Genomic DNA, 23,440 nt, shown 5'->3' with positions numbered 1-23,440 from the left:
GGTTTGACCGCAAACGACGATCTCCTTGCGGTGATCGTCGTCTCCGGCAAGAACCTTCCTCCCGGTGCCGTCTTTCGACCGTGAACAGTGATCTCCGCCCGGCCTCACTCCAGCGCCCGCGGTCGGTACCGGGGCGGCCGGCGGCACGGGGCCGGTAGGCTGCGCGGATGCGTACGCTGCTGGTGACCAACGACTTCCCGCCCCGCCCCGGCGGCATCCAGCAGTTCCTGCACAACCTCGCCCTGCGCCAGCCCGACGGCGAACTCGTCGTCTACGCCTCCACCTGGCGCGACCCGGCCCCCTTCGACGCCGAGCAGCCGTACCCCGTGATCCGCGAGCGCACCGGCGTGCTGCTGCCGACGCCCCAGGTCGCCCGGCGCGCCGCCGAACTGGCGCGGGCGGAGGGCTGCGACCGGGTCTGGTTCGGCGCGGCCGCGCCGCTGGGGCTGCTCGCGCAGGGCCTGCGCAGGCGGGCGGGAGTGCGGCGGGCGGTCGGGATCACGCACGGGCACGAGATCGGCTGGGCGGCGCTGCCCGGGGCGCGCAGCGCGCTGCGGCGCGTCGCCGACGGCTGCGACACGCTGACGTACCTGGGGGAGTATCAGCGGACCCGGCTGGCAAGGGCGCTGGGGCAGCGGACCGAGCTGCGGCGGCTGGCGCCCGGGGTGGACGCGACCGCGTACCACCCGGACGTGGACGGGGCGGGGGTGCGGGCACGGCACGGGCTGACCGGCCGCCCGGTGATCGTCTGCGTGTCCCGGCTGGTCCCCCGCAAAGGACAGGACACCCTGGTACGCGCTCTGCCGCTCGTCCGCCGGGCCGTCCCGGACGCGGCGCTGCTGCTGGTCGGCGGAGGTCCGCACCGGCCGACGGTGCAGCGGCTCGCGCGGGAGCTGGACGTGGCCGACCACGTGGTGCTGACCGGTTCGGTGCCGTGGCGCGAGCTGCCCGAGCACTACGCGGCCGGGGACGTCTTCGCGATGCCCTGCCGCACCCGCAACGGCGGCCTGGACGTCGAGGGCCTGGGCATCGTCTACCTGGAGGCTTCGGCGACCGGCCTGCCCGTGGTGGCGGGCGACTCCGGCGGCGCCCCGGACGCGGTGCGGGAAGGGGAGACCGGGTTCGTTGTCGGTGGGCGGGATGTGGCCGCGCTGGCGGGGCGCCTGGTCGAGCTGTTGACCGACGACGGCCTGCGCGCGAAGATGGGCGCCGCCGGTCGGTCCTGGGTGGAGCAGGAGTGGGGCTGGGACCTCCAGGCCGCCCGCCTGCGCGAACTCCTGGCCGGAGACTGACGCCGCAGCCGTTCGAGCCGCGACCGGGCTATGGCGCGGCCGTGCCGGCGCTGGGCGGTCGGGCCAGGGCTGCGGGCTAGGCGTCGATCGGCCATTCGTGGACGGGCAGGTTGGCCTGCATGTGCTTCTGGTAGGCGGCGAGCATGCGGGACAGGGCCTCGGGGCGGGCCACGCCGCCCGCCTCCAGGGCGCGCACCGTGTCGATCTGCCAGGAGGCGCCGTTGCGCTTGCGCAGGCAGCGCTGCTCGATGATGCCCAGCAGCCGGTCGCGGGTGGCCGGGGCGACGCCCCAGCTGTCCAGGCCCTGGTGCGCCAGGCCGAGCAGCTTGCGCAGCACGAGTTCGGTGGCGGTGAGGTAGCCCAGGTCGGGCCAGAACAGGTGCGCGTCGATGCCGTGCCGGGCGCCGGTGTAGAAGTTCTCGTCGGCGGCGCTGAACGGCATCCGGGACCAGACCGGCAGGCCGCCCTCGGCCAGGGTGCGTACCAGGCCGAACCAGAACGCGCCGTTGGCCATGATGTCGACCACGGTCGGGCCGGCGGGCAGCACCCGGTTCTCGACGCGCAGGTGGGGCAGGCCGTCGGAGACGTCGTACACGGGGCGGTTCCAGCGGTAGATGGTGCCGTTGTGCAGGCGCAGCTCGGCCAGTTCGGGCACCTGCCCGGAGGCCAGCACCTGGGCCGGGTCGTCCTCGGCGCACTCGGGCAGCAGCGCCGGGAAGTAGCGGACGTTCTCCTCGAACAGGTCGAAGACCGAGGTGATCCAGCGTTCGCCGAACCAGACCCGGGGGCGTACGCCCTGGGACTTCAGCTCCTCGGGGCGGGTGTCGGTGGCCTGCTTGAACAGCGGGATGCGGGTCTCGTGCCACAGCTGGTGGCCGAACAGGAACGGCGAGTTGGCGGCCACGGCCAGCTGCGCCCCGGCGATGGCCTGGGCGGCGTTCCAGTAGGCGCCGAACTGGGCCGGGCTGACCTGCAGGTGCAGCTGGGCGCTGGTGCAGGCGGCCTCAGGGGTGATGCTGTCGGCGGTGACCGACAGCGGGTTCTCGCCGTCGATGCGGATGGCGATGTCCTCGCCCCGGGCCGCGAACACCTGCTCGTCGATGAGCGCGTAGCGCGGGTTGGCCGACAGGTTCTCCTTGACCAGGTGCTCCAGCCGCAGCGTGGGCAGGATGCCGACCATGACCAGGTGCGCACCGAGGGTATGGGCCTTGCCGTCCGCGGCGTTGACCATGGCCCGGACGTCCTGCTCGAACACGTCCAGGCCGGTGCCGGCCAGCTCGCGCGGCGGTACGTTGATCTCGACGTTGAACTGGGCCAGTTCGGTGACGAAGGCCGGGTCGGCGATGGCGGCCAGCACGTCGGCGTTGCGCATGGTCGGCTGGCCGAGGTCGTCGACCAGGTTGAACTCGACCTCCAGCCCGCTGAGCGGGCGGTCGAAGTCGAACTGGGACTCCCCGAGCATCAGGGCGAAAACATCCAGGCAGGTGCGCACCTTGCGGCGGTAGCGTGCCCGGTCCGCGCGGGTGTACACGTGCTGCTTGACGTCGCTGCCCATGGGCCCGCACCGCCCTTCGCCGCTGTGGGACGCGTACCGATCCTCGGCAAATGTCCCACAAAATGTGGTTGGCCGGGGCACGGTCCGGACAAGCGACGGCGCCCGCACTCCGTATGTGCACGGAACGCGGGCGCCGTAAACGCCTCTTCGCTGCTTACGCCAGGCGGGCGAGCTCCGCCGTGATCGCCTCGCGCAGCTGGTCGAACTCCTCCGCGCGGGTGGACACGAGGGTGTCGTTGTCGGCCGAAAGGCGGACCTCGTTCGGGTAGCGCCACACCGGGCCGTCGCGGAACTCCCGGGCCTCCCACGAGTACCGCGGGTGGATGTGGGCGTGCAGCTGGTGCAGCGAGTTGCCCAGGATCTCGTAGTTGAGCCGCCGGAACGCCGGGTCGAACCCGTTGCACGCGGCGAAGACCGCCTCGCCGAGCAGGCCCATGTCGTTCAGGAAGTCGGTGCGCTGGGCGCGGGTCAGGTCGGTGAGGTGGTCCGCCCCGTCCACGTCGGACAGCAGCACGCAGTATCCGGGCAGGTGCTGCGTGTCGCCGAAGACCGCGTAACCGCTGTTCAGCTTGGCCATGACCAGCGGGTTGTCCCCGCGGCGGGCGGCGCCGAGCCGGTCGGAGCGCCAGTCGGTGAGCAGCAGGTCGTCACCGCTGGGCTGCGCGTGCCTGCCCATCAGGACAGGTTGGGGGCGTCGGGAGCCTGCAGCAGGCCCAGGCGCAGAGCCGTCATCAGGGCCTGGGCCCGGTTGGCCGCGCCCAGCTTCTCGTACAGCTTCGAGATGTGGGTCTTGGCCGTCGACTCGCTGACGAACAGCTGCTTGGCGATGCCGGAGACGCTCATGCCCTCGGCGAGCAGCTTGAGCACCTGGCCCTCGCGCGGCGACAGCTGCGGGCCGCTCGGGGTCAGCCGGCGCTTCATCGCCTCGGCCAGGTCGGCCGCGGTGAACGCGCTGGGCGCCGAGGCGGCGTGGCGGGCGGCCGCGACGACCTCGTCGGCCGGGGCGGTCTTGGGCACGAAGGCGCTCGCGCCGGCCTCCAGCGCGCCGAACAGCTGGTCGTCGCCCGCGTACATGGTCAGCACGACGATGCCCATGGTCGAGCTGGACTTGCGCAGCGTGCGGGTGGCCTCGAGGCCGCTGCCGTCGGGCAGGCGCAGGTCCATGATGACCACGTCGGGGTGCAGCGCACCGGCCTGGCGCACGGCCTCGGCGGCGGTGCTGGCCTCGCCCACGACCTCGAACTGCCGGTCGCGCTCGAACGCGTGCCGCAGGCCCTTGCGGATCAGGTCGTGGTCGTCGACGAGCAGGACCTTGGTGCGTCCCGTCGGCACTGTGCTGGTAGTCATGCCCGCTTAATTTCCCTTCTGACACCCCCCGGCTGCCGCTGAGGAGTGTCACACGTTATCGCGTCGCCCGTGCTTCTTGTCGAGGGGAACCACCCACGACCACGGCAACTGTCGTGCCGACCGGGTCCCGAGGTCGAATTTCTAGCCGGCCACGGATACGTTCCGCCCTCTCCGCCATGATCGCAAGACCGTAGCGCCCGTCCGTGCGCTCGTCAGGGATGCCCTTGCCGTCGTCGGAGACTTCGATCAGCCCGTATGGCGGGTCGACGGTGCAGGTCACCCACAGGTTGGCGGCGGCGGCGTGCTTGCGCGCGTTGGTGATCGCCTCCTGCGCGATCCGCAGCAGTTCGGACTCGATCGAGGCCGGCAGGCGGCCCGCCTCGTCCAGAGACAGATTCACCTTCAGGCCCGCCTGGTTGCCCGAGATGCGGGCGAACTCGGCGATCGCGGCGGTCAGGCCGCCGTGCCGGTCCACCTCGCTGCGCAGCTCGAACAGGCTCAGCCGCAGCTCGGTGATGACCCGGGTGATCTCGCTGCGCAGCACGCGCAGCTCCTCGGCGGTGTCCTCGGCGCCCTCGGGCAGCGTGGCCTGGGCGTTGTCCACGCCGTACCCGATCATCACGAGCTCCTGGGCCACGCCGTCGTGGATCTCGCGGGCCAGCCGCTGCCGCTCCTCGTTGGTGGCGATCGAGCGGACCTCCTCGAACAGCAGCGCCGCCTCCAGCCGCAGCGCGGCCGGGGTCGCCGCGTTCACGATCCGGTTCGTCAGCGTCTGCGGGTAGCCGTTGGCCCCGTCGCGCTCCAGCGCCACCAGGCCCACCGTGCGTACGCCCGCGACCAGCGGCACCACCAGGGCCGAGACCGGCCCGTTCTGCTCGCGCGAGCGCAGCTGGGTCCGCCCGGAGACCTGCGGCTGCTGGCTGGCCCACGCGTCGGCCACGGCCGAGTCGGAGTCCAGGCTGGTCTCCCAGGCGGCGCGGGTCGACGTGTCGTCGGCCTCCACTCCGAACTGGGCCAGCACCACCAGGCGGCCCGCGCCGCTGGCGGCGAAGACCGCGGCCCGCTGCGGGCGGCCCAGCGGGCGCAGCTCCTCCAGCAGGTGCTCGGCGATGCTGCCCGGGTCCAGGGTGGCGCCGGGCAGCTGCCGGGCCACCTGGCGCAGCTGGGTCAGCAGCCGGGTCGCCTCGGCGTACGGCTGCGGCGCCCGGCGGGCCAGCGCGGCGCGCTGCATGGCACCGGTGGTGATGGTGCCGATCGCGGCCAGGATCAGCCACTGCGCCCCCATGGCCAGGTAGCCGACGCTGGCCAGCTGGCGGGTGCCCTCGGGGGTCATGGTGAACCAGCCCGCGGCGGCCAGCGTCAGCGTGGCCACGCCCAGCAGGCCCGCCGACTCCAGCGGCCGGTTCTGCAGCATCGCCGCGGTGATCGGCACCGCCAGGTACGGCAGCAGCGCCGCGGCGCCCACGCCGTCGGTCACCGTGCCGGCCTGGTCGGCGGCGAGCGCGACGGCGCTGGCGCCCAGGCCGACGAGGATCACCTCGGCGTAGCGCCCCAGCGGCGCGGCGATGCGGTGGCGCGGTGCCAGCACGGCGGGCAGCCCGGCCAGCACCAGCAGCACGACCCAGCGCAGCTCGGCGACGTCGCGGGTGGCGGCCAGGATGAGGACGGTGACCAGCGCCAGCATGATCCCGCGTACGGCGATCGCGGTGATCTGCGACGCGGGGATCCGGCGGATCAGACTCTTGCGCTCAGCGGTGGTAGATGGCATCGATCTCGTCCGCGTACTCCTTCATCACGACCGCGCGCTTGACCTTCAGCGACGGGGTCAGCTCACCGGTGGCCTCGGTGAAGTCACGGGGCAGGATGCGAAAGACTTTAACGGCCTCGGCCGCCGACACGGCGCGGTTGGCTTCGGCCACCGCCAGTTGGATCTCCGCGCGCAGGTCGGGGTCTTCGCACAGCTGCGAAACGGGCGTGTCCGGGCGGCCGCGCTCGGCCAGCCAGCCGGGCAGCGCCTCGGGGTCGACGGTGATCAGGGCGCCGATGAACGGCTGCCGGTCGCCGACCACCATGCACTGGCTGACCAGCGGGTGCGCCCGCACCCGGTCCTCCAGTACGGCCGGGGCGACGTTCTTGCCGCCGGCGGTGACGATGATCTCCTTCTTGCGCCCGGTGATGCTGAGGAAGCCCTCGGCGTCCAGCGCGCCGAGATCACCGGTGTGGAACCAGCCGTCGGCGTCGATCGCCTCCGCCGTGGCCGCCGGGTTGTTCCAGTACCCGGGGAAGATGACCTCGCCGCGGGCCAGGATCTCGCCGTCGTCGCCGATGGCGATGGCGACCCCGGGCAGCGGCTTGCCGACGGTGCCGATCTTCTGCGCGTCGGCCCGGTTGAACGTGATCGCCGGGGAGGTCTCGGTGAGGCCGTAGCCCTCCAGCACCAGCAGGCCCGCGCCCCGGAAGAAGTGGCCCAGCCGGTCGCCCAGCGGGGCGCCGCCGGAGATGGCGCTGCGGCAGCGCCCGCCCAGCGCGGTCCGCAGCTTGGCGTAGACGAGCCGGTCGAAGACCTTGTGCTTCAGGCGCAGGCCCAGGCCCGGCCCGCCGGGGGCGTCCAGCGCCCGGCTGTACGCGATGGCGACCGCCTCGGCTTTGTCGAAGACGCCGCCCTTGCCGCCGGCCTGCGCCTTCTGCCGGGCGCTGTTGAAGACCTTCTCGAACACCCGCGGCACGCTCAGCAGGAACGTCGGCTGGAACGCGGCCAGGTCCTCGACCAGGTTCTTCACGTCGGCGGTGTGCGAGGTCTTCACCCGCCCCTGCACCACGCCCAGCTGCAGCAGCCGGGCGAACGCGTGCGCCAGCGGCAGGAACAGCACGGTCGAGGCGCCCGGGGCGAACAGCACGTCCAGGGTGGGGATCGCGTTGCCGATGTCGGAGAGCATGTTGCGGTGGGTCAGCACGCAGCCCTTGGGGCGGCCGGTGGTGCCCGAGGTGTAGACGATGGTGGCCGGGTCGTCGGCGCTGCCGGCCTTGCGGCGCGCCTCGATCTCCGCCGGGTCGACGTCGGCGCCCAGGCTGACCAGGGTGGGCAGGTCGCCGCCCTCGATGCGCCACACCCGGTCCAGCCCGGGGGCGGCCTCGCGGACGGTCGCCTCGTGGGCGGCGGTCTCGGCGAAGCAGCCGACCGCGCCGGAGTCGGCCAGGATCCACTGCACCTGCTCGGTGCTGGAGGTCTCGTAGATGGGCACGGTGACGGCGCCGGCGGCCCAGATCGCGTAGTCGATCAGCGTCCACTCGTACCGCGTCTTGCTCATCAGGCCGACCCGGTCACCGGGCTGGACACCGGCCGCGACCAGGCCGCGGGCCGTGGCGACGACCTCGGCGTGGAACTGGGCGCAGGTGACGTCGGCCCAGCCGCCGGCGGTACGCCGGGAGAACTGGACCAGTTGCGGGACCTCGGCCGCGTTGGTCCAGACCGGGTCGGTCAGCCGGGCGGTGTCGTCGATCGACACCACCGGGGCCTGCGAGAACTGCCGCACCATGCGCTCCTTCGTACTCACTGGGCGCGCGGCCGCGAGCGGCCTCGTCCCTGGGCACTGTAGCGCTGCGCTGCTGGCGCCCGCCTCCGCGGGGACGGCCTGGCATTGACGCTGGCCTATCTAGTAGACAGATCTTGGAAATCCGTCCTCTGGATAGGCCAGTGTCAATACCGGGGCGGGTCGTCGGGGCGGGTCGTCCGGGCGGGCCGGAGGGTGGCGGGCGGCGGCGGGCGGCGCACTCGGGGCGCCGCGTCGCGACCGGGGCGGGTCCGACCGGTAGCCTGCTGGTCATGGCGGATTCCTCCTCCCAGTCGATCGTGATCAACGCGGACCCGGCCCGCATCGCCGAGGTCATCTGCGACTATGCCTCGTATCCCCGCTGGACCCAGGCCATCAAGGTCGCGGAAGTGCTGGAGGAGTACGAGGACGGCTACCCGGCCACCGTGCGCTTCGTCATCGACGCGGGCATGGTCGCCGACGAGTACACGCTGCACTACGACTACGCCGAGGACATCTCGCGGATCGAGTGGCACCTGGTGGCGCCGTCGAAGATGCAGAAGGCCCAGGACGGGTCGTACGACATCGTCGACAACGGCGACGGCACCTGCACCGTGACCTACACGCTGTCGGTGGACCTCAGCATCGGCATGCTCGGGATGTTCAAGAAGAAGGCCGAGAAGGCGATCATGGACACCGCGCTCAAGGAGCTCAAGAAGCGCGTGGAAGCGGCGAGCTGAGCATGGACATCTCCCCTGGGACCGCCCGCGAGGAGGCCGAGCGCCTCGTCGCCGCCGCGCTGGCCGCCGCGACCCTGGCCGCCAACGCCAACCCGCACCTGGCCACCGGCTCGGCCGAGTGCTGCATCTGCCCGCTGTGCAAGGTGATCGCCGCCGTGCGCGACCCCGACCCCGAGTTCGTGGAGCGGGTCGCCACCGGCGCCGGCGACCTGGCCGCGGGTCTGGCCAGCTTCCTGCGCAGCGTGTCGGCGGCGGGCGGGCACGACGACGTGTGGCGCGACGCCACGCACCGGGCGCACGGCCGCGACACGCCGGAGGACGCGCCGGACTCCGACGCGTCGGCGGACGGCGCGCCGCCCGCCCCGGCGGCGACGCCGGTCGCCAAGAAGGTGGCGAAGAAGATTGCCAAGAAGGTTGTCGCCAAACAGACACCGGGAATTTCCGAGCCGGAAACCCCGGCGACCTCCGAAGGTGTCAAGCCAGCTAAGAAGGCTGTCCGCAAGGCGACACCGCACCCGCCCGCCGAGCTCTGACATCGATCTTCGGCGGGCAAGGCTTGTGGCAGCTCGCCACGGCGTTAGGGTGATGCCCTAGTAGTTCCGGTCCCGGCGCGAGCGGGGACGATCCGTACGGCGTGGCACCCTATCGTCACCGCCGGCATAGCCCAGCAAGGAAGGGTTCGGCCGTGGCACTCACCATCGGCGTGGACATCGGTGGCACCAAAGTGCTCGGCGGTGTGGTCGATCCTGACGGCACCGTAATCGCGACCTCGCGTCGCGACACCCCGGCCGGCGACGTCGCCGCGACCCGGGACGTGATCATCGATGTGGTGAAGGAGTTGTCCACCGGTCATGCGGTGGACGCGGTCGGCATCGGCGCCGCCGGTTGGATTGACGCCAGTCGGTCGACGGTGCTCTTCGCACCCAACCTGGCCTGGCGAGACGAGCCCCTGCGGGAGTATGTGGCCAAGGCGGTCAACCTCCCTGTGGTGGTCGAGAACGACGCCAACGTGGCCGCCTGGGCGGAGTTCCGCTACGGCGCGGCCGCCGACGCGGAGGACTCGATGGTGATGTTCACCGTCGGCACCGGCATCGGCGGCGGCATCGTGCTCGGCGGCAACCTGGTCCGCGGCGCGCACGGCATCGCGGCCGAGATCGGCCACATGCTCGCCGTGCCCGACGGGCACAGGTGCGGCTGCGGCCGGCACGGCTGCATCGAGCAGTACGCCAGCGGCAACGCGCTGGTGCGCTTCGCGCGTGCCGGGGCGCAGGCCGAGCCCAAGCGGGCCGAGCTGCTGCTGGAGAAGGCCGACGGCCGGGTCGAGGCGATCAGCGGCCCCGCCGTGACCGCCGCCGCGCAGGCCGGTGACGAGGTGGCGATCGAGGCGTTCGGGCAGATCGGGTACTGGCTCGGCCAGGGCCTGGCCGACCTGGTGCAGATCCTCGACCCGCAGGTGCTGGTCGTCGGCGGCGGCGTCATCGACGCCGGTGACCTGCTGATGACCCCCACCCGCCAGTCGTACCTCGACGCGCTCGCCCAGCGCGGCCGCCTGCCGGTGGCCGAGCTGCGCGCCGCGAAGATGGGCAACGTCGCGGGCCTCGTCGGCGCGGCCGACCTCGCCCGCCGCTAGACCCCACCCGCCACCGGCCTCCGCTCGCCGGTGGCGGGTTCGTGCACTTTCGGGGAAACTGCACGAATCTTGGGCCGCTTTCGAGCACTCTCCCCGAAAGTGCAGGGATCTTGCCGCGCCGCATCGCGCCGCCCGGCGGCGTCCGCGACGCCGGGCGGCGCGTGTCGGCGTGGCGCGGTGGGAAAGAGAGGGGGAGCGGGTAGAAGCGTTGGGCATGACTCTGCGCGTCGTGTCGTACAACGTGCATTCGTTGCGCGACGACCTCTCCGCGCTCGCCTCGGTGGTCCGGGGCCTCGACCCGGACGTGCTCATCGTCCAGGAGGCGCCGCGCCGCTGGCGCTGGCGCACCAAGTGCGCCCAGCTGGCCGACTCGTTCGGCCTGGTGATGGGCGCGGGCGGGCTGCCCAGCCTGGGCAACGTGATCATGACGAAGCTGCGGGTACGCGTCCGCGAGACCTGGTGCCTGCGCTTCCCGCTCACCCCCGGCCGCCACCTGCGCGGCGCCGTCTTCGCCCGCTGCGAGGTGTACGGCCGCGAACCGTTCGTGGTGGTCGGCTCGCACCTGTCCACCGACGACGTCGAACGCCCGGCCCAGGCGGCGCTGCTGCGGCCCGCGCTGGCGGCCGTCCGCGAGCCCGTCGTGGTCGGCCTCGACCTCAACGAGCCGCCCGGCGGTGCCTCGTGGCAGGTGCTGACCGAGGAACTGGCCGACGCGGCGGTGCTGGCGGGCCGCGGCGACCAGGGCACCTTCCCGACACGCGGCGTCGACCGGCGGCTGGACGCGATCCTGCTGGACCGGCGGCTGGAGCTGCGCGACTACCGGGTGCACGAGTCCGCCGAGGCCGTCGCGGCCAGCGACCACTACCCGCTGGTGGTCGACCTGGCCTGAGGCGATTTCGCCCCGCCGCCCGGTATGGACAACCGCGCCCGCCAACGGGAAAGATGCACTGCGTCTTTCGGTCATGCTCGGGTGGAGGTCGCGGGTGAGTTATTCAACGGGCTACGGCGATCCGGAGCTCGGCGGCCCCGCGACGGCGTGGCGCGACGGCTGGCCGGTCTACGACCGCAGCGGCACCGTCTGCGTCATCGGCGCCGGTCCCAGCGGCCTGACCGCGATGAAGAACCTGAAGGAGCACGGGTTCGGCGTCGACTGCTACGAGCGCGAGACCAGCGTCGGCGGCGCCTGGAACTGGCGGCACAACCGCAGCCCGGTCTACGCCAGCACGCACCTGATCTCGTCGAAGCCGTTCACGCAGTTCCCCGACTTCCCGATGCCCGACAGCTGGCCGGACTACCCCAAGCACACCCAGGTGCTGGAGTACCTGGAGCACTACGCCGACCACTTCGACCTGAAGAAGAGCATCTGGTTCGGCACCGAGGTGGTCAAGGTGGAGCCCGCCGAGGGCGACCGCTGGGACGTCACCACCCGGTCGACCGGCGGCTTCGGTGGCGAGCGCATCCACCGGTACGCGGCGGTCGTGATCGCCAACGGGCACAACTGGTCGCCCAAGCGCCCCGCCTACGAGGGCCTGGACGACACGAAGATCGAGGTCATCCACTCGGCGCAGTACAAGGACGCCGCGCAGCTGCGCGGGCGCAAGGTGCTGGTCGTGGGCGCGGGCAACACCGGCTGCGACATCGCCGTCGAGGCGGCCCAGCAGGCGAGCAGGTGCTGGCACTCCAGCCGCCGGGGGTACTGGTACACGCCGAAGTTCACCCTCGGCCGCCCCACCGACCAGGTCAACGACCTGATGCTGTGGCTGCGCCTGCCGCTCAAGGCCCGGCAGTTCATCGCGCACCGCACGCTGAAGTCGACCGTGGGCGACCTCACCAGGTTCGGGCTGCCCAAGCCCGACCACAAGATCTACGAGACGCACACCATCGTCAACAGCCAGCTGATCTACCACCTGGGCCACGGCACCATCACGCCCGTCCCCGACATCGCGCGCTTCCACCGCAGCGACGTCGAGCTCAAGGGCGGCGAGCTCATCGAGCCGGACCTGGTCGTGCTGGCCACCGGGTACGAGACGAAGTTCGACTTCCTCGACCCGGCCCTGCTCGGCATCGACGCCACCGGCCGCCCCAAGCTGGCGCTGCACGCGTTCCCGCGCCGCCAGCCGACCCTGGCCGTGGCCGGGCTGCTGCAGCCCGACTCGGGCCTGCTCCCGCTGGTGCACTGGCAGATGGTGCTGTTCGCCCGGATGCTGCGGCTGCGCGAGGCGTCCCCGGCCAAGGCGGTCGCGGTGCAGCGCAAGCTGGAGGCCGGGCTGGAGCAGCGCTGGACCTCGGCGAAGGTCAAGGACTCGACCCGGCACTGGTTCGAGATCAGCCACACCACGTACCTCAAGGCGGTCCAGCGGCTGCTCGACGAGGTCGGCCTCGAAGGGGCGGCCCGATGAAGGTCATCCGGACCCGCGAGTGGGCGTTCCCGGTCCCGCCGGCGCGACGCGAGCTGCGCCGGGCCACGCCCGAGGTCGACGAGGGCAAGCCGCCGCTGCTGTTCGTCCCCGGCTTCGGCCACGGGGCCTGGGTCTTCGCCGAGCACTGGCTGGAGCACACCGCCGACCGCGGCTTCCCCGCGTACGCGGTGAGTCTGCGCGGCCATGGCGAGAGCGCCAAGGTGCGCAAGGCGGACCTGCGGGCGTACGCCCACGACGTCGCCCAGGCCGCGGCGGGCCTGCCGCGCCGCGCGGTGATCGTCGGCCACGGCGCCGGCGCCCTGGTCACCGCGCACGCGCTCGCGCGCTACCCGGCCCGCGCCGCGGTGCTCCTGTCGCCGGTCTTCGGCGGCCTGGGCACCGCGCTGCGCAACCCGATGGTGAGCCTGCCCGCCGCGTTCGGGGGCGGCCTGCGGCTGCCCGCCGGGCAGCTGTTCAGCCGGGAACTGCCGGCCAGCGCGGGCCGCGCCTACGCCGCCCGCCTGGGCCGGGCCACCAGCAGGGCGCAGTGGCAGCTGCTGGCCGGGCGCAAGCCGGAGCGGCCGGTCGGCGACCCGCCGGTGCTGGTCGTGGGCAGCCCCGACGACCGGATCGTGTCCGACTCGGCGCTGCGCCGGGTGGCCCGCCACTACGGCGGCGCACCGCTGCTGTTCCCGGGCATGGGCCACGACCTGATGCTGGACACGCGGTGGCGCGAGCCGATCGACGCCATCCTCGACTGGCTGGAGAAGTCGAACTGACCCCGCCGGTCACGGCCCGGCCGGACCCCCGGCCGGGCACCCTGTCCGCGCTGCGCCGGTCAGACCACCGCGCCGTCGTCGTGGGGCAGCTCGTCGTCCTCGTCCCCGGGGCGCAGCCGCAGCACCAGCGCGGTCGCGCCGCCCAGGATGCCGGTCAGCGCCAGCAGCATGTTCACCTGCTCGCTGAGCGGCAGCAGGCTGGTGTCGAAGAACAGCACGAAGCCGAAGACGATGGCCAGCACCGCCAGCACCGCCGCGAACGGGATCCGCGGCAGCGGCGGGGGCGGCGGCGGGACGAACTCGTCCGGGGTGTCGTCGGGCAGCCCGGCCCCGAACGTGTCCAGCCCGTCGAGCAGCGACGGGTCCTGCGGCCCGGCCGCGCGGGGGTCGCCGGACAGCACGGGCCGGTTCAGCATCGGCCCGCCGACCGGCCAGATGGGGCCGGTCGCCGTGGCGGCGCCGCTGCTGGGCGCCTCCTCGGGCGCGGGCCACGTCGGCGTGGCGACCGGTTGGTCGAAGGCGGCCACGATCCGCGCGAACTCGGCGTCCACCTGCTCAGGCGTGGCCTGCTCGCCCGAGTTTCCGGGACGTGCCGGCTCGGCCGGGGTGCGGTCCGGGTCGTCGGTGGCTGGCACCTGGCACACTCCTTGGCGGCTGTAGGGGCGATGGCGGCGGTAGGGGATCGGTCGGTGGCGCCGGTGGGCACCGCATCAAATCCTGACACGTTTCCCCCGACTTGCGGCAGTAGGCTCTGCGATGCATGCCACGTTCGCCCAATCAGACCTGGACGGGACTAAGTGCTCTACTGGCTGCTGAAGTACGTCATCCTCGGGCCGCTGCTGAAGCTGATCTTCCGTCCGCAGGTGGAGGGGCTGGAGCACGTGCCCGACACCGGTCCGGCGATCCTGGCCAGCAACCACCTCTCCTTCTCGGACTCCATCTTCATGCCGCTGGTGGTCAAAAGGAAGGTCACCTTCGTGGCGAAGGCGGAGTACTTCACCGGCAAGGGGATCAAGGGCTGGCTGACCAAGATGTTCTTCGTGGGTACCGGCACGATCCCGGTGGACCGCTCCGGCGGCCGCGCCGCCCAGGCGGCCCTGGACACCCAGCTGCGGGTGCTGCGCGCGGGCGGGCTGGCCGGGATCTACCCCGAGGGCACCCGCTCGCCGGACGGGCGCCTGTTCCGGGGCAAGACCGGCGTGGCGCGGCTGGCCCTGGAGAGCGGGGCGGTGGTGGTCCCCGTGGCGATGCTCAACTCCGACATCGTCCAGCCCACCGGCAAGATCATCCCCAAGGTGATGCGGGTACGCATCCGCTTCGGCCCCGCGCTGGACTTCTCCCGCTACGCCGGCATGGCCGGCGACCGCTTCGTCGAACGCGCCATCACCGACGAGATCATGTACGAGCTGATGGACCTCTCCGGCCGCCAATACGTAGACATCTACGCCGCCAAACTCAAAAGCCCCACCCCACCCCCCACCCCCACCCCCACCCCCGCCGTCCCCGTCGGTTGATCATGAACCTATGGACGTGCTCGACGGCGTGTCCCCACCCCGCCACCGTGATCAACTTGATGCGCTGAGACTGGCCGGTGCGGTGCGGTGCGGTGCGGTGCGGTGTGGTGCGGTGCGGTGCGGTGCGGTGCGGTGCGGTGCGGGGTGCCGTCCTGGGCCGCGATGGAGTGGGCGCGGCGCGGGGAGGGTGGCCGGGGTCGGTGGCGGTGAGGCGCTGAGCCTGGGCACTGAGGCTGGGCACTGAGGCTGGGCACTGAGGCTGGGCACTGAGTCGGTGGCGGCGCGGTTCGTGCGGGGGCTGCTCGGGCGGCTCGTGCGGGGTAGGCCTGTTTTGATGTCGAAGATCGCGGTCTGGGGTCGTGCCGTTGACTCGGAGGCCGCCCTGTGGCCGCAAACGGTGATCAGGTGTGGGCGTCGTCGGATGTTCAGACTGATCTTGGCGGCCGCGGTGACCGCAGGTGTGACCGCAGATCGCGATCACGCTGGAAAGATCGCGCTCTGCGGTCGTTTCGTCGCCTCAGAAGTCAGGTTTTGACCCGAAACAGTGATCAAGCCGCGCCGGGCCGCCTTCCCTCGCTCCCGCAGCCGCATCTGAACGGCACCCGGGCCGTCCGGAACAGCGATCAAGGAGTCCGAGCCGCCTCCCGACCGGTGCCCGCGCCGACCTGTGCCCGCGCCGACCTGTGCCCGCGGGGCCGCTGGTGGCGGGCTGTCGATCATGAGGTTGTGCTGGGGACACACCGTCGAGCCGTGCCATAAGTTCATGATCAACGGAGGGCGGCGAGGGCGGGGGGTCAGCGGGGTTTGCGGGGTGGGCGGGGTGGGCGGGGGGTGCGGGTGGGGCGGGGTGGGGTGGGGGGTAGGAGGCCGGGGGCGTGGTTGCGGGCGGCGAAGTCGTGCAGTTCGGTCAGGAGGGGCGGCGGGAGGGCGCCGGCGCGGGCGGCCCAAGACAGGGAAAGGGCCCGGTCGCTGGCGTCGCCGATACGGGCGAAGTGCGCCGCCGCGGTGAGGTGGTCCCCGGAGACGGTGGCCAGGGCGGCCAGCACCCAGGGCGTACGCCGGGGCGACAGCTCCAGCATCGTCCGTACCCGCGCCGCCGCCTCGGTCCCGAGCAGGCTGCCGGCGTGCCCCGCCGCGGCCGCCCACTCGCCGTACGGCAGGGTGACCCGGGCCCGCCAGTCCTGGTCCAGCTCGGTCAGCAGGCACAGGGCCTGCTCGGTCCGCCCCTGCATGGCCCGGCACAGGGCCGCGTGCGCGGCCGCGCCCCGCAGCACCCGGTGGAAGCCGCTGCCCCGCGCCAGGTGCAGCACCTTCTCGATCGCCTCGTCGTCGGTCGGCTCGCCGCGCAGCACCCGGATCCAGGACGAGGCCAGCACCGAGTTGGCGTCCCACTCGGCGGCGTCGGTGCGCATCGTCTCGCTGATCACCCGCGTCTGGGTCGCCCAGTCGCCCGCGAAGTACGCGTCGGCGGCCTCCTTGTAGAAGTTGGTGGCCAGGCTCAGCCCGCCCGCCACGTCCACGGTGCGCTGCTCGGTCAGCAGCCGGTAGTGCCGGGTGAGGTCGCCCTCCTCCAGGCAGGCCCAGGCCAGGTTCTGCACCGCCCGGCGGCGGCTGGTCAGCCGGTGCTCGCGGCAGTGGTCGGTCAGTAGCTCCAGGTCGGCGAAGCCGGTGGGGTCGCCGGCCTGGTAGCGGGTGGTGGCCGAGGTGATCCGGGCGTTGGCGCGGGCCTCGGCCAGCCCGAGCCGGTCGGCGATGTCGGCGGCGGCCTCGGACGCGGCCAGCGCCGGTTCGGTCTCGAAGTTCATCATGTGCACCCGGGCCAGCTCCAGCAGCGCTTCGGCCTTCTCCAGGGTCTCGGGCAGCTCCTCGTACCGCTCGACGGCGGAGTCCAGGTAGGACAGGGTGGCGGCGCGGTCGGCGCGGCTCCAGGCGACCGTGCCGAGCAGGGTCAGCGCCCGCGCGGCGGCGGCCCGCTCCCCGGCCCGGGTCAGCTCCTCCACCAGGTCGGACAGTTGCCGTACGCCGCTGCCGTCGGCGAACGCGCCGGTGTTGCGGAACAGCGCCAGCTCAGCGGCGAACAGTTCGAGCACCGGGTCGGCGTCGAGTTTGAGGCTCAGCGCGCGGTCGACCAGGACGGCCGCGGTGTCCAGCGCGTGCAGGGCGTACGCGCGCCGGGCGGCCCGGTGCAGCGCGTTGCGGGCCGGCTGCGCGTACGGCGTGGGGTCCATGCCCAGCGTGCGGGCGATCTCGTGGGCCGCCCACCGGTGGTTGGCCAGCACCTCGGCCAGGTCGGTGGCCCGGTTGTCGCTGATCTGCTCCAGCCAGTCGGCGGTGCGCTGGTGTCGGCTGACCCGCTCGGCCCGGGGCAGCCGCTGGTAGCAGACGTCGCGGACGAGGACGTGGCGGAAGCCGTACTCGGGCTCGCCGGCCATGGCGGAGGTGGGGTGCTCGGCGACGATGTCGCGCTGCTGCAGGCGGCGCAGCGAGCGCACCACCACGTCCGGCGTGACGTTGAGCGCGGCGGCGACCGGGCCGGGCCAGAACTGGCTGCCGACCACCGCGGCGGCCTGCAGCACGGCGCGGTCGGTGCCGTCGAGCAGGTCGAGGCGGTTGGCGATGACGGCCTGCACGGTCTGCGGCATCGGCGTGGTGTCGGCCAGCGCCCAGTTGGCGCCGACCGGGCGCAGCTCGCCCCGCTCGACCAGCATCCGGACGAACTCGTGGGCGTAGAGCGGGTTGCCGCCGGCCAGCTCGACCAGGGGCGCGACCCCGGTGCTGGGGAAGACGGCCTGGCCGAACATCAGCCGGTACATCGCGGCGATGTGCTCGTCGTGCATCGGGCCGAGCGACACCGAGACCGCGCCGCTGACCGCGCTGGTCCAGTCCGGGCGACGCTCCCGCAGCTCCGGCCGGGAGGTGGCCACGACCAGCAGCGGCACCCCGGGCCCGATGCTGCCGAGCATCTCCACGAAGCGCAGCATCGCCTCGTCGGCCCAGTGCATGTCCTCGAAGACCAGCACCGTCGGCGCCGCCGTGGTCATCGCCAGCAGGAACCGCCGCCAGGCCGACTCGGTCTCGCCGGGGCTCAGCCCTGCGCCGGGCAGCCCGACCAGCGGCCCGAGCGCGTCGGCCAGCCGCGCCGCCTCCAGCTCGCCGACCATCGCCTTGAGCGCTGTCTCCAGGCGGGTGCGGGCGGTCGCCTCGTCGTCGGTGTCCAGGATGCCGACCTGGGCCTTGACGATCTCGGCCAGCGCCGCGAACGTCACGTTCTCGCCGAAGGGCGGGCAGTGGCCGACCCGCCAGGTGACGGTGGTGTCGGGGATGCGCTCGGCGTGGCGGTAGAGCTCGCGCAGCAGGCGGCTCTTGCCGATGCCCGCCGGGCCGAACACGGTGACCAGCTGGGTGCTGCGGTCGCGGATGGTGCGGTGCAGCGCGGTGACCAGCAGGCCGCGCTCGTGGTCGCGGTTGACCATGGGGGTGGACTCGTCGCGGTCGCGGCGGCGCAGCCGGGCGGCGACGGCCAGGAAGACCCGGGTGCTGGCGGTACGGCCGCGCAGGGTCTGCGGGGGGCGCTCGTCGTACTCGATGTCGTCGCCGGTGGCGCGGGCGGTCTCGGCGCACACCAGCACCGAGCCGGGCTCGGCGGCGGCCTGCAGCCGGGCGGCGGTGTTGACGACGTCCCCGGCCACGATGGCCTGGCCGCCGTCGCGGGCGGCGCCGACGTCGACCAGCGCCTCGCCGGTGGCGACCCCGGCCCGGAAGGCGACCGCCTCGGCCAGGCGGCCGCGGCCGAGCACCCGCTGCGCCTCCAGCCCGGCCCGCACCGCGCGCAGCGCGTCGGTCTCGGTGGCCACGGGCGCGCCGAAGATGGCCATCACCGCGTCGCCGATGTACTTCTCCACCACGCCGCCGTACTGGCGCACCACCTGGCGGACGGTGGCGAAGTACTCCTGCTGCAGCGTGCGGACCTGCTCGGGGTCGGCCTGCTCGGAGAAGGTGGTGAAGCCCACCATGTCGAGGAAGAGCACGCTGACCTGGCGCCGGTCCTCGTGTACGACCGCCGCCGCGGGCGCGGTGAGCGGGCTGCCGCAACCGGTGCAGAACGCGTCGCCGAAGGCCACCGCGCGTCCGCAGTGGACACACGGTGGGGTCAGACTCGCCCCGCAGCCGCCGCAGAACCTGTCGTCCGGGCCCGCCACTCGGGAACAGTGCACGCAAGTAGGGGTGTTCACGTCTCCGCCAGTTCGCCGGACGTCCAGTATGGCCTGACCACCGGGAATGTTGTCGTCCAGGTGTAGCTAACTCGACAAGGGGCACACGGCAACACCGCCGCGCGGCTACAGTTTCGTGCACGCAAGACCGTGACGTTGGTCGCGGTCCTGGTGAATCGCTGTTCGATCGAATTGTGCCGATCGCGGGGGAGGCCGAGCAAACGATGTTGGTGCGACTGGCGGTCGCCTGGACCGACCCCTTCGGGGTCGCACACGGCGTTGGCGAGCTTGTCGACATCGACGCGGTCACCCTCGCCGAGCTTGAGGAGCTGGGAGTGGTGGAGAACGTCGAGCAGGTCTCCGGACCTGACAAGTGGGTCGGCCCGGGTTCGCCGAAGCCGGATGCCGAGACGAACGGCTGGGTGGGCCCTGGTGCGCCGCCGTCAGACGACCCGGAGAGCGCGTGGGTGGGCCCCGGTGCGCCGCCGTCGGACGACCCGGACGAGCCGCAGGAGCCGTGAGCTGAACGCGGGGCGGGCCGATGGTGATCGGCCCGCCCCGCGCTGTCCGGATGGGCGCGCCCTGGGTCAGGCGGTGGTGCAGGCGACGCCGTTGAGCTTGAAATTGCTCGGTACGGCCGTCGTCCCGCCGCCGGTGAAGTTGGCGGTCCAGCTCTGGCCCGGCGAGAGGTTGGGCGACCAGGAGGGCGCGGTGATGGTGACCGTGCTGCCGCTGACCGTCCAGGTGCCGTTCCAGCCGTTGACCACGGTCTGGCCGCTGGCCAGCGTGAACGTCAGCACCCAGTTGGCGAAGGTGGTGGTGCCGGTGTTCGCGATGACGATCGAGGCGTTGAAGCCGTTCGGCCACGAGTTGTCGATGCGGTAGGTCACCCGGCAGGCCGCCCCGGTGTTCGGGCTGGCGCTGGGCGACGGGCTGGCCGAGCGGCTCGGCGAGGTGCTCGGGGACGGGCTGGCCGACCGGCTGGGGGAGACGCTGGGCGACGGGCTGGCCGACCGCGACGTGCTCGGGCTCGGGCTGACCACGACACCGCTCTTGGCGGCCATGTTCTGCGAGTGGGTACGGAACACCGAGTGCTCCGCGCACCCCTCACCGGAGTCGAACCCGCCGCAGTTGGTGTTGGCCGGGTACCACCAGAACGCGTCCCCGTCGCCGCCGCTGGCCTCCATCTCGGCGTAGATCTCGGTCCACCAGGTGGTCTTGTTGTCGTGGGCGTTCCACTCGCCGAGGAAGAACGGCTTGCCGACCAGGTTGTGCGAGTCGCTGATCCACTTCTTGAGCAGGGTGCGCGCCGAGGCGTAGTTCAGCCCCGCCCAGCCCTCGGTGGGGTACATGTGCGCCGAGGTGAAGTCGATGTAGGGCGACTGCTGGGTGTAGACGAACGGGCCGCCGGAGTCGCCGCCGTAGCCGTACGCGGTCTCCTGGCCCTCCTGGCCGGTGCCGAGCAGGTGGTTCGGGTCGAGGCTCTTGACGTACGCGCCCATCTCGTCGACCCAGGCCCGCAGGGTGGTGCCAGTGGTGTTCTCGTTGGGGGTGGCGTCGGGGTAGCGGGGCTCGTTCATGAGCTCCCAGGCCAGGATCGTCGGGTCGTTCTTCCAGGCCACCCCGGTGATCGAGTTGACCCGGGTCAGGGCCTTGCGCACGTAGTTCTTGTACTGCGTGAAGCAGCCGGGGCAGGCGGTCTTGTTGAAGAAGCGCCAGCGGTTGGCGTACCCGGTGGGCAGGCCCTCCCAGGCCAGGCGCTTGTCGATGCCGCCGTACGCCTCCCAGAAGTTCTCGAACACCGGGATGAGCCGGATGCTGTGCTCGCGGGCGGACTTGAGGACGTAGTCGAAGAGGACGAACGCCTCCTCGGTGTAGACGCCCTCGGCCGCCTCGAAGCCCATCCAGTCCTCGTGGCTGAACATCCACAGGCGCAGCACCTGCACCTTGTCGTTCTGCAGCCGCAGCATGTGCGCGTCGATCTTCGCCTTGTCGACGTACTGCTCGCCGGGCAGCCAGTCGTAGCCGAAGGTGAACACGTCGTACGTGTTGGTGCCGGCGAAGTAGTACGGCTTTGCGTCCAGGCAGAAGCGGATGCCGCAGCGGGTGATGAAGCTGTCGCGCGGGTCGGCGGCCTGCGCTGCCGGGGCGCCGACGAACGGCAGCGCCAGCGTGACGGCCGCCAGGAAGGCCGCGAGCGCGGCCAACAGCGACCGCCGTGAGTTTCGGGACATGGGGTACTCCTCACCAGGGGCGGAACGGCCGTTCCTGGGCGGTCGGGCAACCGCGCGATCGGGAAGGCCGTCTATGGAAGCGCTCCCATGCTAGGGCAGTCCGCGGCCGAGGTAAAGCGGTTCAGTGGAGTACGCGGATCTGCTCGGCGCCGCCTCTGCGGCCTCGACCGGTGTCATCCGCCACGTGCGCGGCGGATGACACCGAGCGGCCGGCAACCGGCGGCGCCTGTGAACCGGCGGAGCCGGTCAGCGGTCCTGCATGCCCGCGCGGCGGCGCAGCGCCGGCACGTCCATGACCACGATCCGGCGCCCCTCGGTACGCAGCCAGCCCCGGCTGGCGAACGAGCCGATGGCCTGGTTCACGCTCTGCCGCGAGCCGCCCGCCATCTCGGCCAGCTGGCTCTGGTTCAGCTCGATGGTGATCATCGGCGCCTGGCTCTCGCCCGCCAGCCGCACCAGCGTCTTGGCCACCCGACCCGGCAGGTCGAGGAAGACGTGGTCGGCGTTCTGCTCGGTCAGCCGGCGGATCAGCGCGCCGAGCGAGCGCATCACCGCGTCGAGGATGCGCGGGTTCGAGTGCACCAGCTCCATGAACGCGCCGCGCGACAGCGCCAGCGCGGTGCAGTCCTCCAGCGCCTCGGCCGAGGCCGACCGCGCCGAACCGTCCAGAAGCGACACCTCGCCCAGCACGTCCGGAGGGCGCAGCACCGACAGCACCGCGCGCTCACCGGTCGGGGAGGTGCGGAACACCGCCACCGAGCCGCGCTTGAGCACGATGAGGGTCTCGCCGGGGTCGTTCTCCACGAACAGCAACTGGCCCTTGCGGAAGGTGCGCGGCACTGCCGCGGCGATCACCCGCTGGCGCACCTCCGGCTCAAGACCAGCGAACATGTCGACTCCGGTCAACGCATCCGCGGCATCCGGAATGCGAATCTCCACCGCCTACCCCTTCCGTCTCCCACCCCGACCGACCAGTCCACGGTCGTGAGCGGTCGGCGTAACCCTGGACAGATCATCGCCTGAGCGAGCCGCTGAGTCCACTCCGTGGAACCGCCTCCGGCGGTTCTGCCGGATGACGGACACCGCCGATGGATATGGCGGCTGGGCTGGACATGTGATAATCCGCCCGTGCTGGCTGACGATACGTTCCGCGCGACACTTCGGACGGCATGGCATGTTCAGCCGGACGGCTTCACTCCGCTGTCCGGTGGGATGACGTCGACCACCGTATCGGTCACCGCCTGCGGTGCCACCTATGTCGCAAAAGCCGTCCGACCTGGGCAGAAGGCGCAATTCGAAGCCGGTCTGGCGGCCGCCGAGCACCTGTCGCGCCGGGGCGTCGACTCGGGCGCTCCGCTGCGTACCGCCGACGGGGCGCTGACCGTGCCCGTGGGCGACCACGTCGTGGCGCTGCTGCGGCACGTGTCCGGACGCGAACTCGACGCCGCCGACCCCCTCGACCAGCAGTGGTGGGGCGACCGGCTCGGCGCGGTGCACCTGGCGCTGCGCGACTTCCGCCACCCCGGCCTGCCCGCCTGGCACTGGGTACGCCCCGACGCGCCCCACCTTGGCGTCGAGGACTGGATCCGCCCGGCGGTCACCGCCGCCGTCAACGCCCTGACCAAACTGCAGGTCACCGACCGCCTCACGTACGGGGCGCTGCACGGCGACCCGTACCACGGGGCGTTCCTGCTCGACCCGGCCACCGGCCGCATCGGCGTGATCGACTGGGGCTCGGCCGTGGCCGGACCGCTGATGTACGACGTCGCCTCCGCCGTCATGTACGCCGGGGGCCCCGACCGGGCCGGGGAACTGCTCGCCGGGTACGCCGCGACCGGGGTGGTGCCGCGCGCCGAGATCGAGGCCAGCCTCGATGTGCTGCTGCGCTTCCGCTGGGCGGTGCAGGCCGACTACTTCGCCGCCCGGCTGACCACCGGCGACCTCACCGGAATCGCCGGCCAGGACGACAACCGCAAGGGCCTCCACGACGCCCGCACCGCGCTGCTCGGCTGACCTCGCGCTGCTCGGCTGACCTCGCGCTGCTCGGCTGACCTCGCGCTGCTCGGCTGACCTCGCGCTGCTCGGCTGACCTCGCGCTGCTCGGCTGACCTCGCGCTGCTCGGCTGACCTCGGCTCGGCTTCGGCGCGCCATTCTCGGTCGTGCTCGTGGTGTTCGGACGCCGAGCCGGGGCTGGGTGCGCGAGCCGGA

At 72.4% G+C, this 23,440-nt stretch carries 18 protein-coding genes and 1 pseudogene; 10 read left to right on the top strand and 9 right to left on the bottom strand.

What is annotated here, in order from left to right:
* The first annotated feature begins 167 nt into the window (after positions 1-167).
* Positions 168-1,292, top strand: a complete 1,125-nt coding sequence (locus QEZ54_RS35840) for a glycosyltransferase family 4 protein (protein WP_281309241.1) — start codon at positions 168-170, stop codon at positions 1,290-1,292.
* Between the two features lie 76 nt (positions 1,293-1,368).
* Here QEZ54_RS35840 and QEZ54_RS35835 read toward each other — a convergent pair whose 3' ends face one another.
* The 5 genes from QEZ54_RS35835 to QEZ54_RS35815 all read right to left on the bottom strand — a co-directional run bounded on the left by QEZ54_RS35835 (position 1,369) and on the right by QEZ54_RS35815 (position 7,727).
* On the bottom strand, positions 1,369-2,847 hold the full coding sequence (locus QEZ54_RS35835; protein ID WP_281309240.1) for a glutamate--cysteine ligase: 1,479 nt from the start codon (positions 2,845-2,847) through the stop codon (positions 1,369-1,371).
* A gap of 154 nt (positions 2,848-3,001) precedes the next feature.
* The gene (locus QEZ54_RS35830) at positions 3,002-3,523 is read right to left on the bottom strand and encodes a diadenosine tetraphosphate hydrolase (protein WP_281309239.1); all 522 of its coding nucleotides are present in this window, start codon (positions 3,521-3,523) and stop codon (positions 3,002-3,004) included.
* Positions 3,523-4,194: a response regulator transcription factor gene (locus QEZ54_RS35825; RefSeq protein ID WP_281309238.1), complete on the bottom strand. Its 672-nt coding sequence runs from the start codon at positions 4,192-4,194 to the stop codon at positions 3,523-3,525. Before QEZ54_RS35825 ends, QEZ54_RS35830 begins: the two co-directional genes overlap by 1 nt.
* 55 nt (positions 4,195-4,249) lie before the next feature.
* Positions 4,250-5,962 carry a histidine kinase gene (locus tag QEZ54_RS35820; RefSeq protein WP_281309237.1) on the bottom strand — a complete coding sequence of 571 codons (1,713 nt, stop codon included), beginning with the start codon at positions 5,960-5,962 and terminating at the stop codon, positions 4,250-4,252.
* A complete protein-coding gene (locus QEZ54_RS35815) occupies positions 5,943-7,727 on the bottom strand; it encodes an AMP-dependent synthetase/ligase (protein ID WP_281309236.1) in 1,785 nt (594 codons plus the stop codon). Before QEZ54_RS35815 ends, QEZ54_RS35820 begins: the two co-directional genes overlap by 20 nt.
* Before the next feature lie 290 nt (positions 7,728-8,017).
* On the opposite strand from QEZ54_RS35815, the gene QEZ54_RS35810 reads away from it, so the two are divergent.
* From QEZ54_RS35810 to QEZ54_RS35785, 6 genes are all read left to right on the top strand, one after another.
* Positions 8,018-8,464: an SRPBCC family protein gene (locus QEZ54_RS35810; RefSeq protein WP_281309235.1), complete on the top strand. Its 447-nt coding sequence runs from the start codon at positions 8,018-8,020 to the stop codon at positions 8,462-8,464.
* 2 nt (positions 8,465-8,466) lie between these two features.
* Positions 8,467-8,997 carry a hypothetical protein gene (locus QEZ54_RS35805; protein ID WP_281309234.1) on the top strand — a complete coding sequence of 177 codons (531 nt, stop codon included), beginning with the start codon at positions 8,467-8,469 and terminating at the stop codon, positions 8,995-8,997.
* Positions 8,998-9,149: 152 nt separating this feature from the next.
* Positions 9,150-10,094 carry an ROK family glucokinase gene (locus QEZ54_RS35800; RefSeq protein WP_281309233.1) on the top strand — a complete coding sequence of 315 codons (945 nt, stop codon included), beginning with the start codon at positions 9,150-9,152 and terminating at the stop codon, positions 10,092-10,094.
* Between the two features lie 214 nt (positions 10,095-10,308).
* On the top strand, positions 10,309-10,983 hold the full coding sequence (locus QEZ54_RS35795) for an endonuclease/exonuclease/phosphatase family protein (RefSeq protein ID WP_281309232.1): 675 nt from the start codon (positions 10,309-10,311) through the stop codon (positions 10,981-10,983).
* Between the two features lie 94 nt (positions 10,984-11,077).
* Positions 11,078-12,493: an NAD(P)-binding domain-containing protein gene (locus QEZ54_RS35790; RefSeq protein ID WP_281309231.1), complete on the top strand. Its 1,416-nt coding sequence runs from the start codon at positions 11,078-11,080 to the stop codon at positions 12,491-12,493.
* Positions 12,490-13,272, top strand: coding sequence for an alpha/beta fold hydrolase (locus QEZ54_RS35785; protein WP_281309230.1), 783 nt, complete (start codon positions 12,490-12,492; stop codon positions 13,270-13,272). The genes QEZ54_RS35790 and QEZ54_RS35785 overlap by 4 nt, the downstream gene beginning before the upstream one ends.
* Positions 13,273-13,331: 59 nt before the next feature.
* Here QEZ54_RS35785 and QEZ54_RS35780 read toward each other — a convergent pair.
* A pseudogene (locus QEZ54_RS35780) lies at positions 13,332-13,640 on the bottom strand (DUF308 domain-containing protein); the annotation flags it as partial.
* Positions 13,641-14,069: 429 nt separating this feature from the next.
* Here QEZ54_RS35780 and QEZ54_RS35775 point away from each other — a divergent pair.
* Complete coding sequence (locus QEZ54_RS35775; RefSeq protein WP_281309229.1) at positions 14,070-14,786, top strand: lysophospholipid acyltransferase family protein; 717 nt, start codon at positions 14,070-14,072, stop codon at positions 14,784-14,786.
* 794 nt (positions 14,787-15,580) lie between these two features.
* Here QEZ54_RS35775 and QEZ54_RS35770 read toward each other — a convergent pair.
* A complete protein-coding gene (locus QEZ54_RS35770) occupies positions 15,581-19,000 on the bottom strand; it encodes an adenylate/guanylate cyclase domain-containing protein (protein WP_281309228.1) in 3,420 nt (1,139 codons plus the stop codon).
* A 221-nt stretch (positions 19,001-19,221) separates the two neighbouring features.
* Here QEZ54_RS35770 and QEZ54_RS35765 point away from each other — a divergent pair, with 221 nt between their 5' ends.
* Entirely contained in the window at positions 19,222-19,518 is a 297-nt protein-coding gene (locus QEZ54_RS35765) for a hypothetical protein (protein WP_281309227.1), read from the top strand.
* A gap of 66 nt (positions 19,519-19,584) precedes the next feature.
* Here the strand turns inward: QEZ54_RS35765 and QEZ54_RS35760 are convergent, their stop codons facing one another.
* Positions 19,585-21,231 carry a cellulose binding domain-containing protein gene (locus QEZ54_RS35760; protein ID WP_281309226.1) on the bottom strand — a complete coding sequence of 549 codons (1,647 nt, stop codon included), beginning with the start codon at positions 21,229-21,231 and terminating at the stop codon, positions 19,585-19,587.
* A 246-nt stretch (positions 21,232-21,477) separates the two neighbouring features.
* Positions 21,478-22,170 (bottom strand): Crp/Fnr family transcriptional regulator, encoded by a 693-nt coding sequence (locus QEZ54_RS35755; protein ID WP_281309225.1) that lies wholly within the window; start codon positions 22,168-22,170, stop codon positions 21,478-21,480.
* 189 nt (positions 22,171-22,359) lie between these two features.
* On the opposite strand from QEZ54_RS35755, the gene QEZ54_RS35750 reads away from it, so the two are divergent.
* Complete coding sequence (locus QEZ54_RS35750) at positions 22,360-23,244, top strand: phosphotransferase (protein WP_281309224.1); 885 nt, start codon at positions 22,360-22,362, stop codon at positions 23,242-23,244.
* Positions 23,245-23,440 lie beyond the last annotated feature (196 nt).

It is taken from the genome of Catellatospora sp. KI3 (assembly GCF_029948125.1).
Taxonomy (GTDB): Bacteria; Actinomycetota; Actinomycetes; order Mycobacteriales; family Micromonosporaceae; genus Catellatospora.
Note: the sequence above shows the minus strand (reverse complement) of the source record. Positions and strands in the feature narration are given on the sequence as shown.

Bases quoted from the DNA above. Each gene is read 5' to 3' on its own strand.
- QEZ54_RS35840 (WP_281309241.1), top strand. From the start codon at position 168: ATGCGTACGCTGCTGGTGACCAACGACTTCCCGCCCCGCCCCGGCGGC.
- QEZ54_RS35835 (WP_281309240.1), bottom strand. From the start codon at position 2,847: ATGGGCAGCGACGTCAAGCAGCACGTGTACACCCGCGCGGACCGGGCA.
- QEZ54_RS35830 (WP_281309239.1), bottom strand. From the start codon at position 3,523: ATGGGCAGGCACGCGCAGCCCAGCGGTGACGACCTGCTGCTCACCGAC.
- QEZ54_RS35825 (WP_281309238.1), bottom strand. From the start codon at position 4,194: ATGACTACCAGCACAGTGCCGACGGGACGCACCAAGGTCCTGCTCGTC.
- QEZ54_RS35820 (WP_281309237.1), bottom strand. From the start codon at position 5,962: ATGCCATCTACCACCGCTGAGCGCAAGAGTCTGATCCGCCGGATCCCC.
- QEZ54_RS35810 (WP_281309235.1), top strand. From the start codon at position 8,018: ATGGCGGATTCCTCCTCCCAGTCGATCGTGATCAACGCGGACCCGGCC.
- QEZ54_RS35805 (WP_281309234.1), top strand. From the start codon at position 8,467: ATGGACATCTCCCCTGGGACCGCCCGCGAGGAGGCCGAGCGCCTCGTC.
- QEZ54_RS35795 (WP_281309232.1), top strand. From the start codon at position 10,309: ATGACTCTGCGCGTCGTGTCGTACAACGTGCATTCGTTGCGCGACGAC.
- QEZ54_RS35785 (WP_281309230.1), top strand. From the start codon at position 12,490: ATGAAGGTCATCCGGACCCGCGAGTGGGCGTTCCCGGTCCCGCCGGCG.
- QEZ54_RS35765 (WP_281309227.1), top strand. From the start codon at position 19,222: ATGTTGGTGCGACTGGCGGTCGCCTGGACCGACCCCTTCGGGGTCGCA.
- QEZ54_RS35760 (WP_281309226.1), bottom strand. From the start codon at position 21,231: ATGTCCCGAAACTCACGGCGGTCGCTGTTGGCCGCGCTCGCGGCCTTC.